At 45.2% G+C, this 15,721-nt stretch carries 11 protein-coding genes; 4 read left to right on the forward strand and 7 right to left on the reverse strand.

The window, feature by feature from the left end; translation table 11 throughout:
• Window positions 1-16: 16 nt before the first annotated feature.
• Both L1D37_RS02835 and L1D37_RS02840 read left to right on the forward strand, forming a co-directional pair.
• The gene (locus L1D37_RS02835) at window positions 17-229 is read left to right on the forward strand and encodes a cold-shock protein (protein WP_004740083.1); all 213 of its coding nucleotides are present in this window, start codon (window positions 17-19) and stop codon (window positions 227-229) included.
• A 476-nt stretch (window positions 230-705) separates the two neighbouring features.
• Window positions 706-1,722 carry a GGDEF domain-containing protein gene (locus L1D37_RS02840; protein ID WP_239846801.1) on the forward strand — a complete coding sequence of 339 codons (1,017 nt, stop codon included), beginning with the start codon at window positions 706-708 and terminating at the stop codon, window positions 1,720-1,722.
• Between the two features lie 124 nt (window positions 1,723-1,846).
• Here the strand turns inward: L1D37_RS02840 and L1D37_RS02845 are convergent, their stop codons facing one another.
• Window positions 1,847-2,446 carry a hypothetical protein gene (locus L1D37_RS02845; RefSeq protein ID WP_176679982.1) on the reverse strand — a complete coding sequence of 200 codons (600 nt, stop codon included), beginning with the start codon at window positions 2,444-2,446 and terminating at the stop codon, window positions 1,847-1,849.
• A gap of 169 nt (window positions 2,447-2,615) precedes the next feature.
• On the opposite strand from L1D37_RS02845, the gene L1D37_RS02850 reads away from it, so the two are divergent.
• A complete protein-coding gene (locus L1D37_RS02850) occupies window positions 2,616-4,148 on the forward strand; it encodes a DUF3612 domain-containing protein (protein ID WP_345779414.1) in 1,533 nt (510 codons plus the stop codon).
• 632 nt (window positions 4,149-4,780) lie between these two features.
• Here the strand turns inward: L1D37_RS02850 and L1D37_RS02855 are convergent.
• Together L1D37_RS02855 and L1D37_RS02860 are read right to left on the reverse strand one after the other, a co-directional pair.
• Window positions 4,781-6,445, reverse strand: coding sequence for a DEAD/DEAH box helicase (locus tag L1D37_RS02855; protein WP_239846802.1), 1,665 nt, complete (start codon window positions 6,443-6,445; stop codon window positions 4,781-4,783).
• Between the two features lie 150 nt (window positions 6,446-6,595).
• Window positions 6,596-7,963, reverse strand: coding sequence for a diguanylate cyclase (locus L1D37_RS02860; RefSeq protein ID WP_239846803.1), 1,368 nt, complete (start codon window positions 7,961-7,963; stop codon window positions 6,596-6,598).
• A gap of 286 nt (window positions 7,964-8,249) precedes the next feature.
• On the opposite strand from L1D37_RS02860, the gene L1D37_RS02865 reads away from it, so the two are divergent.
• The gene (locus tag L1D37_RS02865) at window positions 8,250-9,440 is read left to right on the forward strand and encodes a DUF3541 domain-containing protein (RefSeq protein WP_239846804.1); all 1,191 of its coding nucleotides are present in this window, start codon (window positions 8,250-8,252) and stop codon (window positions 9,438-9,440) included.
• 108 nt (window positions 9,441-9,548) lie between these two features.
• Here L1D37_RS02865 and L1D37_RS02870 read toward each other — a convergent pair whose 3' ends face one another.
• The 4 genes from L1D37_RS02870 to L1D37_RS02885 all read right to left on the reverse strand — a co-directional run bounded on the left by L1D37_RS02870 (window position 9,549) and on the right by L1D37_RS02885 (window position 15,720).
• Complete coding sequence (locus L1D37_RS02870) at window positions 9,549-10,166, reverse strand: class I SAM-dependent methyltransferase (protein WP_239846805.1); 618 nt, start codon at window positions 10,164-10,166, stop codon at window positions 9,549-9,551.
• On the reverse strand, window positions 10,166-11,419 hold the full coding sequence (locus tag L1D37_RS02875; protein ID WP_239846806.1) for a HAMP domain-containing sensor histidine kinase: 1,254 nt from the start codon (window positions 11,417-11,419) through the stop codon (window positions 10,166-10,168). The genes L1D37_RS02870 and L1D37_RS02875 overlap by 1 nt, the downstream gene beginning before the upstream one ends.
• Window positions 11,416-12,126, reverse strand: a complete 711-nt coding sequence (locus L1D37_RS02880) for a response regulator transcription factor (RefSeq protein WP_176680087.1) — start codon at window positions 12,124-12,126, stop codon at window positions 11,416-11,418. Before L1D37_RS02880 ends, L1D37_RS02875 begins: the two co-directional genes overlap by 4 nt.
• A gap of 405 nt (window positions 12,127-12,531) precedes the next feature.
• Window positions 12,532-15,720 (reverse strand): efflux RND transporter permease subunit, encoded by a 3,189-nt coding sequence (locus tag L1D37_RS02885; RefSeq protein WP_239846807.1) that lies wholly within the window; start codon window positions 15,718-15,720, stop codon window positions 12,532-12,534.
• Between the last annotated feature and the right edge of the window lies 1 nt (window position 15,721).

Consider the following 15,721-nt stretch of genomic DNA (forward strand, 5'->3'; position numbering starts at 1 on the left):
GAATAAGGGACAAATTATGTCTAACACAAATACTGGCACTGTAAAATGGTTTAACGAAGAGAAAGGTTTCGGCTTCATTTCTCAAGACAACGGCGGCGCTGACGTATTCGTACACTTCCGTGCTATCGTTTCTGAAGGCTTCAAAACTCTGAAAGAAGGCCAAAAGGTTTCTTTCGAAGTTGAAAACGGTCAAAAAGGCCTACAAGCAGCAAACGTTGTTGCTCAATAATTAGCTTTTAGCTAAAAAGAATTTTAAAGCGCTGATTTTTATCGGCGCTTTTTTATGTCTGCTCAGCTTTTTATATCTGTTCATAAGTACTCCCCTCTTCTTTTCTTTCGTTACACGCTTCATTCTCTCCCCCCTCTTGCGGATCTAATTGTATCGTTCAAAGGTCCAGATCCAATTGTTCATACAGATTCTACGCTAAGAACATCACCCCAAGCTTCAATGCACCACAGCCCAGAGATTGAGTTGAGCTTTTCATCTAAAACCTCACCTATGTTCCAAAATGAATAACCAAAAATATGGTTAAAGAACAATCCATTAGATGTAAGTTATGAATACGCAATCGATATTCATAATAAAAATGAGTAATTTATCCAACCCTCATCCATTAATTATATAATTTTTAAAGCAAAGACCTTCGAAATCCGCTAACCTTGTCCACAAGTGGCTTAAGTTAGTTTGGTACCTGCAGAAAAATAATGAAGAAAGACGAATTTCAGAAATCCACCGCAAATCTCAAAAAAGCGGTGCCTCTTATGATGAAGAACAGGGTGTCTACCACACCGGCAAATTACGCACTTTGGTACACCTATGTCGACAATGCTATCCCACAGCTAACTCAAGATATGGATGGTATTTTAGAACACTACGGAATCTGCCCTCCTGCCGTTGGTGAACAGCTTTACAACAATTACGTTGCCAGCAAATCCGAAACCAATATCAATGACCTTCGTGCGAATTTAGAACTGTTAGTTTCTGAAGTATCGAACTCGATGAACGACACACTGACCGATACCTCTGCTTTCTCTGACATGATCGACAAAAGCTTCGAGGATTTGGCTCGTGTTGATAACGAAAGCTTATCTATCGATGAAGTGATGACCCTGGTTCGTCAGCTGGTTTCGGAGTCTCGTCATATTCGTCACTCTACTCAGTTTTTAAACTCGCAGCTGAACTCGGCTACCTCAGAAATCACTAAGCTAAAAAGCCAACTTGTCGAAGTTCAGAAAGACGCGCTTTTTGATAGCACAACCACACTGTATAACCGTCGTTCATTCGACCGTGATATAGAAACCTTATGTGAAGCGCAACAATCTCTTTGTTTGATTCTTCTCGATATCGACCACTTTAAAAATTTCAACGACACCTATGGTCACTTGTTTGGTGACATGGTTCTGAAAGGAATAGCACGCAAACTCAAGCTAAGTTGTCGTGAAGGTATTTCTGCTTATCGCTTCGGTGGCGAAGAGTTCGCTCTCATTGTGCCAAACAAATCTGTGCGTATTGCTCGTCAGCTTGCTGACACCAACCGTCGCTCTCTAGAAAAATTGTCGATCAAAGATCGCCGCAGCGGTCAACAGGTTGGTAATATCACCGCATCGTTTGGTGTGGCCGAACTTGAACCGGGTGAATCAGCACAGTCGCTGATCGAACGTGCTGATAAGCTACTTTACGAAGCGAAATCACTGGGTCGTAACCGAGTCATGCCTTTGTAAGACGCAATCAATGCTCCTTTCGACACATTAGTCGCTCGAATTGAAACTAGAAAGCCCCAAAGACATTATCTTCGGGGCTTTTTCTTTAACTGTACAAATAGGTTTCGTTACCTAGGAGTCACCGTTAAATTTGAAAGCAGTAATTCAGGCAGTAGTCTTCACCGCTCTTGGCTCTGAACTCTTTATCTTCACTGCACGCTTTTGGTTTTCCTTTCTCGTCACCTTTTACCAGGCTGATCCAGTGACGCATTGCTGCGATAGTTTCTTGATGTAATGTAGAGCTCGTTGTTTCTGTTGGCGATTGACCGAAGGTCGTGCACGACTCTAACTGAATGTCATCAATCTCCACGAGCTCAATGCAACCCGTCCCTTTATGACAACCAAACATCACTTCTAGGTGGCTTCCGCTGCCATCGCGGAACAAGATTGAGTCTGGGTCACTCTTTTCACCCATGTAAGCCACAAACTGCTTAGGGTGCTTGAGACCGCTGTGTTGGCCATCTTTAAAGTAAGCCATGATATGGCGGTAATCGACTACGTAGCTCGTTACATCTTGGTGTGAGCCATGCTCCAGTGGGAACAGACGGTCAAGTAATTGCTTTGCTTTCACTTGCTTTTCAGTTTGCTGGTTTGCGCTGATTGTCTCCACGGCAAAGACAGCTTCAGCGATAAATGGCTTTGATTGTTTTTGGATTTCTGTTTTATCGAATGTAAGCATATTCATAGTCTTTCCCTCTTGACCAGTCCGGTGAAAGCCACCGATTTGTAACGCAAAAATGTGTCCTAGAGCAATTATTCCAAACTAACGTTTAATTTATTTGTCATTTTGTGAATTGCTTAGTTTGTAGATTAGCGGTTTTTTACATACAATTTCACAACAAAAATTTTACAATGTGAATTTTACAAATATGGCCTTGTCAAAAAGTTTAGTTCGTCAGTCACATTTCCTAGGTACGAAAATACGTAACCTTAGGAAGCGTAACCATTTAACGATGGAAGACCTGTCTGCGCGTTGTATTAGAATCAACCCAGAATACGCGCCTTCCGTTTCTTATCTTTCAATGATTGAACGTGGAAAGCGGGTGCCAAGCATCGACATGCTGGAAGTGATCGCGCAAGTCTTTCAGAAGAACCCTACGTGGTTTCTCGACGACGAATCAGAACAACAAGCCATAGCTCCAGATAAAGGGAATCGCGGCGGGATAAGCGGTATGGCGCTCGAGCCTAGCTTTCTTTTCTCCAACGACATCTTGCAGATTGCGATACCTGAGATGTTGTCACAAACCGGTATCTCTGGCCGCCAGTTTGCACACCTATTGATTCGAGCACACCAAGAGAGCAATCAAAACCACTTCCCTGACCTTGAGCGTGCCGCAGAGGAAGTTGGCCTAAAACGTCTCAACCTCGGCGTAGAAGACCTTATAGACATCGCGAGAACCCTTGGAATCAATATCCGCTGGGTAACACGCACACCGCAAGACGTGGTCGATGAGCTAGGCATTAACGCTAAACAGTTAGTGACCTCGTTCTTCGAACCTCCAGGTACGATTTTCTTAAACGAGATCCTTAAAGAGTACCCTACGCGTCTGAAATACGACCTCTCGGTTTATATCGGCCATTGCATTTTGCATAGCAAAGAAGGATTAAAGAGTGTGTTGTCGGTTGGCAATAACAACACATGGGACGACAACCAAGTATCAGGCTCTTCCCAGCTCAACTCTCAAGACATTCTTCAAGCATGGCGTGACTTTGAATCCAGCTTCTTTGCTGGCGCACTGTTATGCCCGAAAGTCCCGTTCAGACAACTGCTCGATCGTACTGGTTACGAAATCGACGTTCACAAAAGAGCAGGGGTTTCCCCCTCTGTTGCGATGCGTCGAATGACGGTAGTATCGCCCTACCCTCACTGGCACTACTTTGATGCTTATGGACCGGGGAAACTCAAGGCGGTGTACCGCGGGAACGGGATTCCATTGCCTTGGGGGAATATGAGAACGGTCGCTGACCCATGTCAACATTGGGCTGTGTTCCGTCGATTATCCGAACCTCGAGCGGGTAGCTCTGCTCAGATCTCCATTTTGAATGTGGGTGATGAGCCAAGAATCTACTGCTGCGAATCCATCAATATGACGGATCCTGCGGGTAACAATCGCGTTTTGTGTGCTGGTATAGATCTCAACCCTGCGATTGATGCTCAAGGCGGCAATTCGAGAGAGATAGCAGAGCAGCTTAAGGCGTCATGCGTCAACAATGGCGGCTCTGTAGCAATACCGCGTAACATCAAGAAAGATCTCACGACAATAGCCAAGATTCTAAATATAAATTGGATTGAACGTGGGATAGAGACAGAGGCGAGGCTTATCTGCTCCAGAGGCGGAGAATGCCCACGCCAACCAAGCTGTTACTCAAAGTGTGGTGAGTGTTAAAGCAATTGAGGTACGAGCATGATAACAATTATTGTGTTCTACTTATTTTGTCTGGTTAGCTTTTTTAGCCTGCTTGGCTTTATCTAACAACAACCATTAGTAAAAAGCAATAAAACAAATAGAACCTAAAATTCAGGCAAAAAAAAACCAATCACAAAAGGGTGATTGGTCATATATTTTGTGTGAACAATAAAGGTTCACTAACAACGTCAGTTGGCTAGGTGACCCTCGGCTTAAGAAGGGTCACCATTACTAATGCAGCATACGTGCCAACTTTTAAAACACGTATTTACTACGCATCTGGACACGTATTAGCCGTAAATTCTTGTTTGTTTTGCAAACTGGAATTGCAAATTGCAAAAACCCACAAAAACGCTAGTGATTATGTTGTTATTAAATAATCATTAAAGATTCGTTACCCTTCCTCTAAAGTCCAATTTATCAATAGATTCAAAAGTTTTACCCTCACCTACCACACTCTCAAATTGCAAAATAACAGGCATAAAAAAACGCGAACATTGAGATTCAATATTCGCGTTTATTCGATTTCGATGACAGAAAGAACTTAGCCAACGAGACGCCTTTTTATAAAGCGACTCTCGTTCGCTGCTCTTTCAATATCTCAGCAAAGATTACTTCTGAGGAGCTGGCTTAGAGCGGCTTCGAGACGGTTTGTTTGTCGAAGGCTTGCTTCCTGCTGGCTTGTTCGATGACTTGCTTGGGCCATAGCTGCCACCGTAACCTGACTTCTTAGGTTTACCTGCTGGCTTGCCTGTATTGTTTGACTGACCTGAGCTTTTTGGCTTGCCAGAACCGTTTGCTTTACCCGCACCGCTTGGCTTGCTCAAAGTACTTTGATTACCGGTTTTGTTCGCAGAAGGCTTATTGCCTGCACTACCGCGCTTGAAGTTGCTGCCGTTGTTTCTTACAGACTTATCTTCGCCCGCTGCTGCGTTATTTTCGGCAGGTTTCTTACCCGATGTCGGCTTACGCTTTGGCGCAGAACCTGTACCCGGTACGTGACGCTTGTTCTTGCCTGCTGGCTTGTGACCACGAGCGTTGTCACCAGAACGTTGACCGTCTGCATGTTCACGTGGTTGTTTCGCTTTCTTCGGCTTCTTAGGCTTGATTGGACGTGTATCCAAACGAGACTCTGGCAGCTTGTTTACTGGCGAGAAGCCTTCAAGTTCACGACGCTCTAGCACTTGTTGAATTAGGCGTTCAATACCGAACAGTTCACCTACTTCATCGGCACAAACCAATGAGATAGCTTTACCCACTTCGCCAGCACGGCCTGTACGACCAATACGGTGTACATAGTCTTCTGATACATGAGGAAGGTCGAAGTTAACCACTTGAGGCAATTGTGGGATATCGATACCACGTGCTGCGATGTCTGTTGCTACAAGTACTCGAACCTTACCCGTTTTGAAGTTCTCTAGGGCTTTGGTACGTGCGCCTTGGCTCTTGTTACCGTGAATCGGCGCAGCCGTGATGTCTTGCTCTTCAAGGAAACGAGCAAGCTTGTTAGCACCGTGTTTTGTTTTGCTGAATACCAGCACTTGTCGCCAATCATTGTCTTTGATTAGCTTCGCTAGCATGGCGCTCTTTTTCTTTTTATCTACTGGGTAGATGCTTTGCTCAACGGTTTTCGCCGTAGAGTTTGCAGGGCTTACCGAGATCTCAACTGGGTTATTCACCAAGCCTTTTGCTAAGCTACGGATATCATCAGAGAAAGTTGCAGAGAACAGCAGGTTCTGACGTTTCTTAGGCAAGAAAGCCAAGATCTTACGGATGTCACGGATGAAACCCATGTCTAACATACGGTCCGCTTCGTCTAGTACTAGGATCTCTAGTTGATCGAAACGCACTGCATTTTGGTTGTATAGGTCAAGTAGACGACCCGGTGTTGCCACCAGCACATCACTACCTTTACGCAGCTTTTGCATCTGAGGGTTAATTTTCACGCCACCAAACACAACGGTAGAAGTCAAAGGTAAGTTAATACCGTACTTAACTACGCTGCCATTCACCTGCGCAGCAAGCTCACGGGTTGGAGTTAACACAAGTGCACGAACTTGATTCTGACGTACGCGAGTGCCTTTCGATAAGATTTCAAGAATAGGTAGCGTGAAGCCTGCAGTTTTACCTGTACCTGTTTGAGCAGCGGCCATAACATCTTTGCCCGTTAGGACAGCTGGTACGGCTTTCTCTTGGATTGGTGATGGCTTATCGTAACCTTGTGCTTCAATAGCTTTAAGGATCGGTTCAGAAAGGCCAAGGGAGGTAAAACTCATAGATTATTTTCTCAGTTGAATAACATTTAGTATGAGCGACACCTTAAAACTGGTGCTGCTACAGCTTTTGCTGATCAGATGATTGATACGGAGCAAAGCGCGGTATTCTGAGGCTTTTCCCCACATTCAGCAACTAAATTCTAATCGCAACTAAGATTCTGTCGAGGTTATCTGACGCTTCTGCTCGTACATTTTTTCATCAGCGGCTTTTAAAAGGCCATCCACATCGTTGAAGCTATCGTTATAAACAACCCAACCCACACTGATTCTGAGATAAATCGAGTGTGTTTCATAAACCACAGGTGTTTCGCAGATCGCGCCTTGCAGTTTATTGGTAATCGATGCCACATGTTCTTCATCGATAATGCGCGGCAACAGAACTAGAAATTCATCCCCGCCCATCCTCGCTACAATATCTGAGGTACGCAGCTTACTCTTGATTCGTTTAGCACACTCAATCAAGACTTTGTCACCTGCGGCGTGACCATAGGTATCATTGATGGCTTTAAAGGCATCTAGGTCGATGTTAACCACCGCAAAGGTTTTAGTTTTCTGCTTTTGTACCGTTTTGAATGCTTGCTTGAGGCTGTACATGAAGTAACGGCGATTAGGTAGCATCGTCAATTCATCATGCATTGAACGGCTATCCGCAATGCGATAGAGCCTGTAAATCATGATGTAAGCAACCGCTAGAATCAGCATTAGAGTGTAACCCACCAGCCTCACCCCATGAACGCGATACCAAGGCACATCCATTAGCACATGTTCATTGCCCGACAGCGCAAGGTACCAGCCACCGTAAGGGAAGCTCACCTGCTCTGTCGTGAAAGCATTGGAAAAGACACTTGGTTTGCCATAGAAAACATCGCCCTCTTTACCAGCGCTGTTGGTTCCACGTATTGCCAATTCGTATTTCTTCTCAATCTTTCCGATACCCACATCTTTCAGCAGCGCATCGAGATCAATCACTGCACTCGACACGCCCCAATAGTCTTGATTAAAGGGAGGATCTCTAAAGATAGGCGTGCGCGTAATCAAGGCTTGACCACCTTGAAACAGGTCAAATGGCCCCGCGATAAAGGTATTGCCGATGTTGCGCGCGATCTCTACCGACTCCCATTGGCTTGGGTGGTCACGGTAATCAATCCCGAGGATCTGTTCATTGCCTTCCATTGGATAAACGAAATTAAGTACATCGTTTTCAGCAAGGCCAATCAAGCGAATATGGAAGCCGTCACGGATAATGTTCTGCGCGATCTGATCCCACCCCTTCTGATCCCCATTAGGGTTAATGGTCACAAGAGTCGAGAAATTATTGAGGATATACATGTCCGACACGATCGTCGCTTCTATGCGGGATCGAATAATCGAGAGCTGCTTTTTTGCCTCAGAATAGGATTCATTTTTAAGATAGGTTAGTTCCTTGGCGTGAAAAAACTCGATAGCACTCACTACCACTAGGAAAAACAACAAAGATAATAATTTGGCAGGCAATTGCTTGCTAGAACCACTTGGCATTCACGAACCTCTAACACTTTTGTTCTGTTTACTGCCTTAAATCGGCTCATTTCTGGCTAATTCTTTCAGTATGCCGACAAGCAGTTAAAAATCCACACTTTGCGTTGGGTCTCATTTCATTATTGAGCGATTCATCACTTCACTGTGAGTTAACTACACTGATTAATAAATCAAAAAACCTTAATGAACCTTTTAAAGCTTACATTGTATTGACCCAAACCTTACATTAAAGGATTCATCAGTGTTATTTTATACTTACAATTAATCAGCTTGGTACCTTACAAACATGAAGCTAAAATCTCTCACTCTGTGCACTTTGTTATCTGCCTCTGTCGCAGCAGCGTTTCAAGTACAAGCGACTTCTGACGAGCAACAGACTGTTAACGTACAAGAGCGTGTTAACATACAAGCAACAAGCGTACCAAATGTTCAATCACAAGCTGATTCTCTCTACTCTCAAGAACAATCTTTCAAACAATCCGCCGATTTGATTCGCACTACCTACGAAAGCCAACTCTTCACCCTCCCAGCCTTCAAAGAGGGTCACTATGGTTTGCGTATGTATCGACAAACATTAGACGACAAATATTCTGCCGCGGTGTGGAGTGATATGGCACGCGTATCAAGCAAGCTCAGCCGCCTGTCGAATGATGTTCACACCATGGAACAAATCGTCCTTTATTCAGAGAAACGCGTGGCTTCTTATGTCGGCGACGACGATGAACGCAGTGTTCGACGCTACAACATCACCAAGCACATGCCTGAGTATCTGTACCTCGGTGTAGACCTGCTAGGTTCTATGGCGCGTGCAAATGAATACGGTTTGGAACACAAGAACGATGCCAAACTGCGTGAAATTATTCGTCGCTATGACTTCTCTCGCTACGTAACCAATGAAGACATGGTGAAAGCGTGGGCCGCTCAACTTGCGAATCAAGTTTACTGGCTGCGTCAGTTGGGTGAGCAAGATGTGGTTGATGAGTTCGTTGATACCTTCAAAAAAGCGTACTCAGACGACAAAGACAAGAAGCTCTCAAGCCAGCAATACGGTAATAAAATCTATGGCATGACACATGTGATCTTTGGTGACTCGGAATACTACCAACACCAAGTGAGCGAACAAGAACACCAATGGATCTACGATTACTTCAGAGAAAACATCGATACTATCCTGCTGCGCGCAAAAGAAGATGTGATTGCAGAGGTTGGACTAACCTTTCTACTTGCAGGCCTAGAAGATGATCCGGTTGTAGAGAAAACTCGACTCGCTATCCAAGCTTCTATCGATAAAAAACACGGGATGATCCCTTCTATCACCGGTGACTTTGACCTTGAGTACGGCGAACATCGCAACGTATTGGCAATCATGCTGCTTGATTGGCAACAAGTGAACGAAGCGCCAACGTTCAAGGGCAATCCAAAAGTGTTTAAGACTATTCCTTACGGGCTCATTGAAAACCAACCATTGAGTAAATAGAAACTCTAAGGTTTATCTACAAATCTAAAAAGCCGCACACCTTTCGAGACCTGCGGCTTTTTAATGTCTGTTACGTTACTACTAAATCAATCCAAGAATAGCCGTTCATCAAGCTTCAGAGGCGGCTTTGTTCATCACTATCGTGAAATCCCCTTCGGTGTAACCTTCTATCAAGGAGACATCGTCACACAGCGTTTTACAGAAGCGATAAACACCTTGAGGGTGATAACTCATCAAGGTATTGCGCGAAGGATATTGGCTTGAATTGAGCAGATTAAAAATCACTGTCTGATTCGCTAGCCCAAACATACGAGTAATCATGTTGGTCAGATAGTCGGAATCGCGAGAGATGTAGTTCAGTGAACCACTTGCGATAACCACATCATGCGTTTCTAGGTTCATCTTACTCATGTCACCCGCAATAAACTTGCAACGAGCTTCGGTGTAGTTTTGCTTGGCCTTCTTAAGAAAATCGGCGTGTTGGTCAACGCCTGTGTACGATTGAATGCGATAGATACTGTCGAGCAGCTCGAATAACTCTCCATAGCCACACCCCAAATCCAAAACACTCTTCTTTTCAAAGTCGGCCGATCGCGCAATAACTTCAAAGCGACATAATTGGCTCTCTTCGTTAGTCCAGCCTAATGCTTTAGCCTTATCGCCGTTCGAGCGGTTTGTTTGCTTTCGGTGATACCAATACACCTTAAAACGATCACGCCAGTGCATTATGAGAAATCTACCCACACTTCACGACCACCAGCCAACTCTTGGTTATGGTATTGCCATTGATATTGCGCGAGCAGCTTTTCGGTTAATTCTAGCCCCAGACCAAAGCCGAGATTATTGTCTTCTACCGTGCCGTCGGTGTTGTGGTTAACAATGGTGACTTTTGAACCGACTTGAACCATATCCACAGTACCGCTTCCTGTGTGTTGAAAGGCATTACGAATCAAGTTAGTTAATACGATTCGAGTGAGCCCGACTGGCAACTCGCACTGTGTGTCATCACTTTCAAGATTCACGACCACAGCCTTTCCATTCAATAGGTAAATTAGGTCATGGTTTATCTGTTGCAGCATGTCGCCAAGATGTGTGTTTTGCAGAGGCAGGTCTTTGTCTTGTTGTCGAGTTAGCCACAACAAGGTCTCTGTCAGGTCTGTCATGGTAAAACCCGCACGCTTGATTCGGTCTATTACTTCAAGCTGCTTTTCTGGGCTCTTGCCTTTTTGAATCAGCTTCTCTAGCAGTTCACTGTTGGTTCTTGTTACAGCGATAGGTGTGCGTAGCTCGTGACTCGCGTAACCTAAGAACTTCTGCTCTCGTTCTAAGCTGCTTTGAACCGAACTTAAGCTGTCACGAATGATGTTAGCCAAGGTGTTCAGCTCGCTGAAATGAAAATCGGGAGTCGGTTCACTCAGGTTATCTTTGTCTAACGACTTAGCCCAATTCTTTAGCTGTTCAACAGGCGATGCCACCTTACGTAATACCAGAATCAGAATAACAACGAACAGCGCAATCGCGCCTAATGCGGTCAAAAAGATCGTCACAAAGTGCGGAAGCCCTTCTTCGTTTTTGAAGGGATCGTGTTTTTGACTAAACACCGCTGAAACATAACGAACCTCATCCCCTTTCATCACCTTCATGGCGAAGTACCCTTCCTCTGGCGGTGAGAATATGGATTTCCCAATGACCATTTTTGTGATGAGGTCGAATTGGAGTTCGTTCTGCTTAAGGTTGTTCTGGATGCTTTGTGGCAGATCGCTCCATTGAGTTGCTACAGTAAATTCTTGATTGTTCATCGGTTTGCCCGGTTTCACCGCGTCTTGCTGAGCTTGAGCAATCATAGAACCACGCATCGCGATATCCATACCCGAGACAAAGTATTTTACGCTCAATGCGGACAGAACCAGAATCGTCGTGACACCTGTAACCAGAATCGCCAATAAAACGTAGATCCTTAAACTTGGTCTGATCTTCATTCTTGTCGCAACTCCTTAATCGCAAAGCCTTTGCCCGCAATGGTATGCAGCAACTTATTGTCTTGTTCAGCATCAACTTGTTTACGCAGGTTGAAGATATGCACTTTTAAGCTATTGCTGTCGGGTTGATCGTCACCCCACACGCCCTGCATGATCGTCTCTCGTGAAACAGGATTAGGGCTAGAACGCATCAACACCTCTAAGATTTTGAGCGCTGTTGGGGAAAGCTTGAGAGGTGAGTTCGCACGATAAGCTTGATGTTGCTTAAGGTCGATCTCCAAATCACTCACCGATAAGCGGCTCACCTGACCACTGCGTCGCTTTGCCAATACTTGCGCTCGAACAATCAGCTCTTCCATTGCAAATGGTTTGATCAAGTAGTCATCGGCTCCCTTTGAAAAACCCGTCAACTTATCATCAAGCGTATCACGCGCCGTCAGCATCAATACGGGTGTATCGATACCCTGTGCTCGTAAGTTTTCACACACCTGCAAGCCATTCATTTTTGGCAAGTTGAGATCGAGTATCACCGCATCATAGCGGTTGGTTTCGATAAGGTTGAGTCCAGCTAGACCATTCGCTGCGTGATCGCACTGAATGTCTTCTAAATCGAGGTAATCGATAACAGCCCTCGCCAAATCGAGGTCGTCTTCAACCAATAGCAATTGAAGCTTATCTGTGAGTTTATTAGTGACGGGTTCTGCCATCATGACGACCTCTGTTATTAGGGTCTGTTGACCTTTAGTGGTTAAATTTCGTTCGAGATAGAATCGTTTTAGGCGCGGCAAGGAGTATGTAGCCTAGTTATTCTAAGTTAATACTTCTTAACAAAGCATAAAACGATTCTAGCCGAACCCTTCGGGCAGCCTTTGTGGTTCATTTCTACTGCGTTATCGGCTTCTCATGTAGGCTAGCTACACTTCAAAGCCTCTGCCTTGTAGAGATTTCCCACAAAGTGCTGCAAAAATCAGCTCTAAAGGTCAACAGACCCTTGCTGTTGTGTGGCTTGTTATGCAGTGATCTTTAATATCTTGTTTAGTAACGAACCTAGACCGATGTAGCAGAGACTCACTCAGCAATCATCAGCCTAGATATCATTAGCTTAGCCATTGTTAAGCTGTTTGTTCAACGCCTTTGACTCGATTTGTGACTTTAAGAATCAGAGACTTAATCTCACACTGAATCATTAACAATGCTGGTGTCAGAATCAGTGTAATAAACGTCGCAAACAAAATACCGTAGCCTAATGCCGCTGCCGCAGGAATCAGGAATTGAGCCTGCAAAGACGTTTCACTTAACAATGGCGTCAAACCTGCGAACGTCGTCACCGATGTAAGTAATACGGCTCTCAGTCGGCCTGAACACGCTTCAACAATTGCATCGTGAACCGATTTACCCTTTTCTTTGATTAACTCGTTAAAACGAGAAACCAACAACAAGCTGTCATTCACCACCACACCGCTCAACGCGAGAATACCGTTTAACGATAGGATACTGATTGTTAAGTCATTCCACCAGTGTCCTAGGATTGCGCCAACAATACCAAATGGAATCGCCGTCATGATGATCACCGGCTGTATATAAGACTTCAGCGGGATAGCAAGCAGTGTGTAAATCGCAATCATAGCGAGCACAAACATACTCATCATCGAGCTAGCCGTCTCTTCTTGCTCTTCCGTTTCGCCTGCAAAATCGACCGTTAATCCCGGGTACTGCGCTTCTAGATCCGGTACTAATGTGTCTTGTAGCTGACGAACAAGCTCTGCCGGCGCAACTACATCTTTATCCAATACAGCACTAATATAAACCGCTCGCAGGCTATCAATGCGTGTAATCTCTGATACTTGGTAATCTGAATGTACTTCAGCAACCGTACTCAAAGGCACCACGGTACCGTCGTTGGTTCTCACACTTGATTGCTTGATATCCGCAATGGTTTGGCGATCCGACTCCGGGTAACGAACTCGAACTTTCACCTCATCTTTACCACGTTGGAATTGCTGAACAATGTCACCACCAAACGCCTGTAATACTTGCTGTGAAAGACTTGCAGTATCAAACCCTAATGCTCGGCCTTGTTGTGTTAATTCAAAGCGATACTGAGGTTCACCAAGGTCCAAGTTGTGGTCAATGCCACTCACACCGTCGATGGTTTGCAGTTTGGCTAAGAACTCATTGCCCGCAGCCGTTACTGATTCTTCATTCCACGCTTTCAGTTCTACTTTGAAGTTGTCGACCATCTCCATTTTAGACAAGACTTTCAACTTCTTAACGCCTTCCATTTGGCCAACTGTTTCTTCCCATAAATCTGCAAATTCATTGGATGTGTAAACACTGTCGCTGTCGAGCTCAATTCTTACCTGCCCCGAATCATCAGCATCGGCGATAACCTGAAGGCTAAGCAATTCAGATGGTTCACCTTGAGCACCGTATTGAGATCTCAGTGTTTCATCGGTTTGTTTTGCTGCCGCTTCAAGCACCAACAAGTTCTGCTGTGTTTGACCAAAGCTGGCATCGTTTTGCATCGACATATCGGCTGTCACTGTGTCGCCCGGCATATCAGGGAAGAACGCCACACGAACCGCCCCCGTCATTGGTAATCCTGCTACTAAGATTAGTAGCGACAAGAAAACCATCACCACGGCATAACGCAGTTTCAGCGCCCATTCAATCACAGGGCAGTAGATGCGCTTATTAAACCAACCTAAACCAGTATCGGCAGCGTGTTGAACGCGAGCCCACAGCCCCTTCTTCTCACTGCGCTTGGTATTAATGTGTGCAAGGTGCGATGGCAGGATGAATTTAGACTCAACCAAAGAAAGTAACAAACAGATGGTCACGACCGTGCCGAATTGAGCGTAAATCTGCCCCATTTTGCCTTCAACATTAGCGAGAGCTAAGAAGGCAACGACGGTCGTTAACACACCAAATATGGTCGGTGACGCCACCTTCATAGTGCCTCGAATGGTACTGCCTATCGAGTCGCCTTCTTCTTTGCGCGTGGAGTAGATACTTTCCCCGACCACCACAGCATCATCGACCACTATCCCGAGCGCCATAATGAAACCAAAGGTGGTCATTTCATTGATGGTTAACCCTATAAAGGTGTCGGTCATGAAGAACATGGTGCCAAAAAAGACAAACGGTAAGCCCGCTGCTACCCAGAAAGCGACACGCACGTTAAGGAACACTGCTAACACGATGAATACCAAAGCGATACCGGTGAGCGCGTTCTTCACCAACAGGCTCAAACGGTCTTTGATCATAGTACTTTTGTCGTACCAAGTTTCGATTTCGACATCGCTAGGTAGCATGTTGCTGTTTTCCCAACGATCTACCACTTTCTCTGCTTGCTCAACAATGCTGACGACGTCTCCGTATTCATCCATTACAATCTGAATCGCCATCGCATTCTGTTGGTTATAACGAGACAGCATGAGGGTGTCGTCGGCAAACATGTCTTCGACGTTGGCAATGTCACCCAGTGTAATTTGAGTGCCATCAGTGGTCGTCATCACCGGAATTGCATTGAAATCTTGGATCTCATACGCCTGTTCCGACACCTTCAAACGAACCGTTTTTTCACCGTTGCGAAGGCTAGTAGAGATTGCAGCAGAAGACTCCGCATTGATCGCTTCTGAAACGTCAGTCAGAGTTAAACCGTAAGCTTGTAGCTTGTTCTCATCAACCTCGACTGAAATCATAGGATCAGCCTTGGCCTTGATTTCCAGATCGCGAATCGAAGACTGACTCAGTAAATCCGACTTAAGTTGCTCGGCTAAGCTTTGAAGCGTTGCTCTGTCTGCATCCCCATAAAGCTGTACCCATAAGGCGTGATCTTGCATACGAGCCTTATCAATCACTGGATTATCAGCGCCTGCAGGCAGGTTATTGATTGCATCAACCTTGGTTTTCACGTCGGCTAATAGGGTATCAAGATCGTAAGTGCTCGTTTTCTCAATCGAAACATGGCTACCGTTGGCATCAGAAGTCGACGTTATACGCTTAATGCCCGGCACGGTTTCTAACGCATCTTCGATCTTAATCGCGAGCCCTTCTTCCGCCTGAACAGGGTCACCACTGTCATAGGTCACCGACACTGTCACCACATCAGGTTCAAGGCTTGGAAACGCCTCTTTACGCAATGAGTTCAGTGATAACAGACCAATGATGATCACGCCCACTAACAGTAAGTTTGCCGCCACGGAGTTGTTCGCGAACCATGCGATAGCGCCAGTATGTGGCTTGCTTGGCGTCTGGTTACTGCTCACTTGATTATTAGGTTTCCAATCATGAGACATG

This window comes from Vibrio sp. Isolate33 (assembly GCF_022397895.1).
GTDB classification, from domain to species: Bacteria; Pseudomonadota; Gammaproteobacteria; order Enterobacterales; family Vibrionaceae; genus Vibrio; species Vibrio pomeroyi.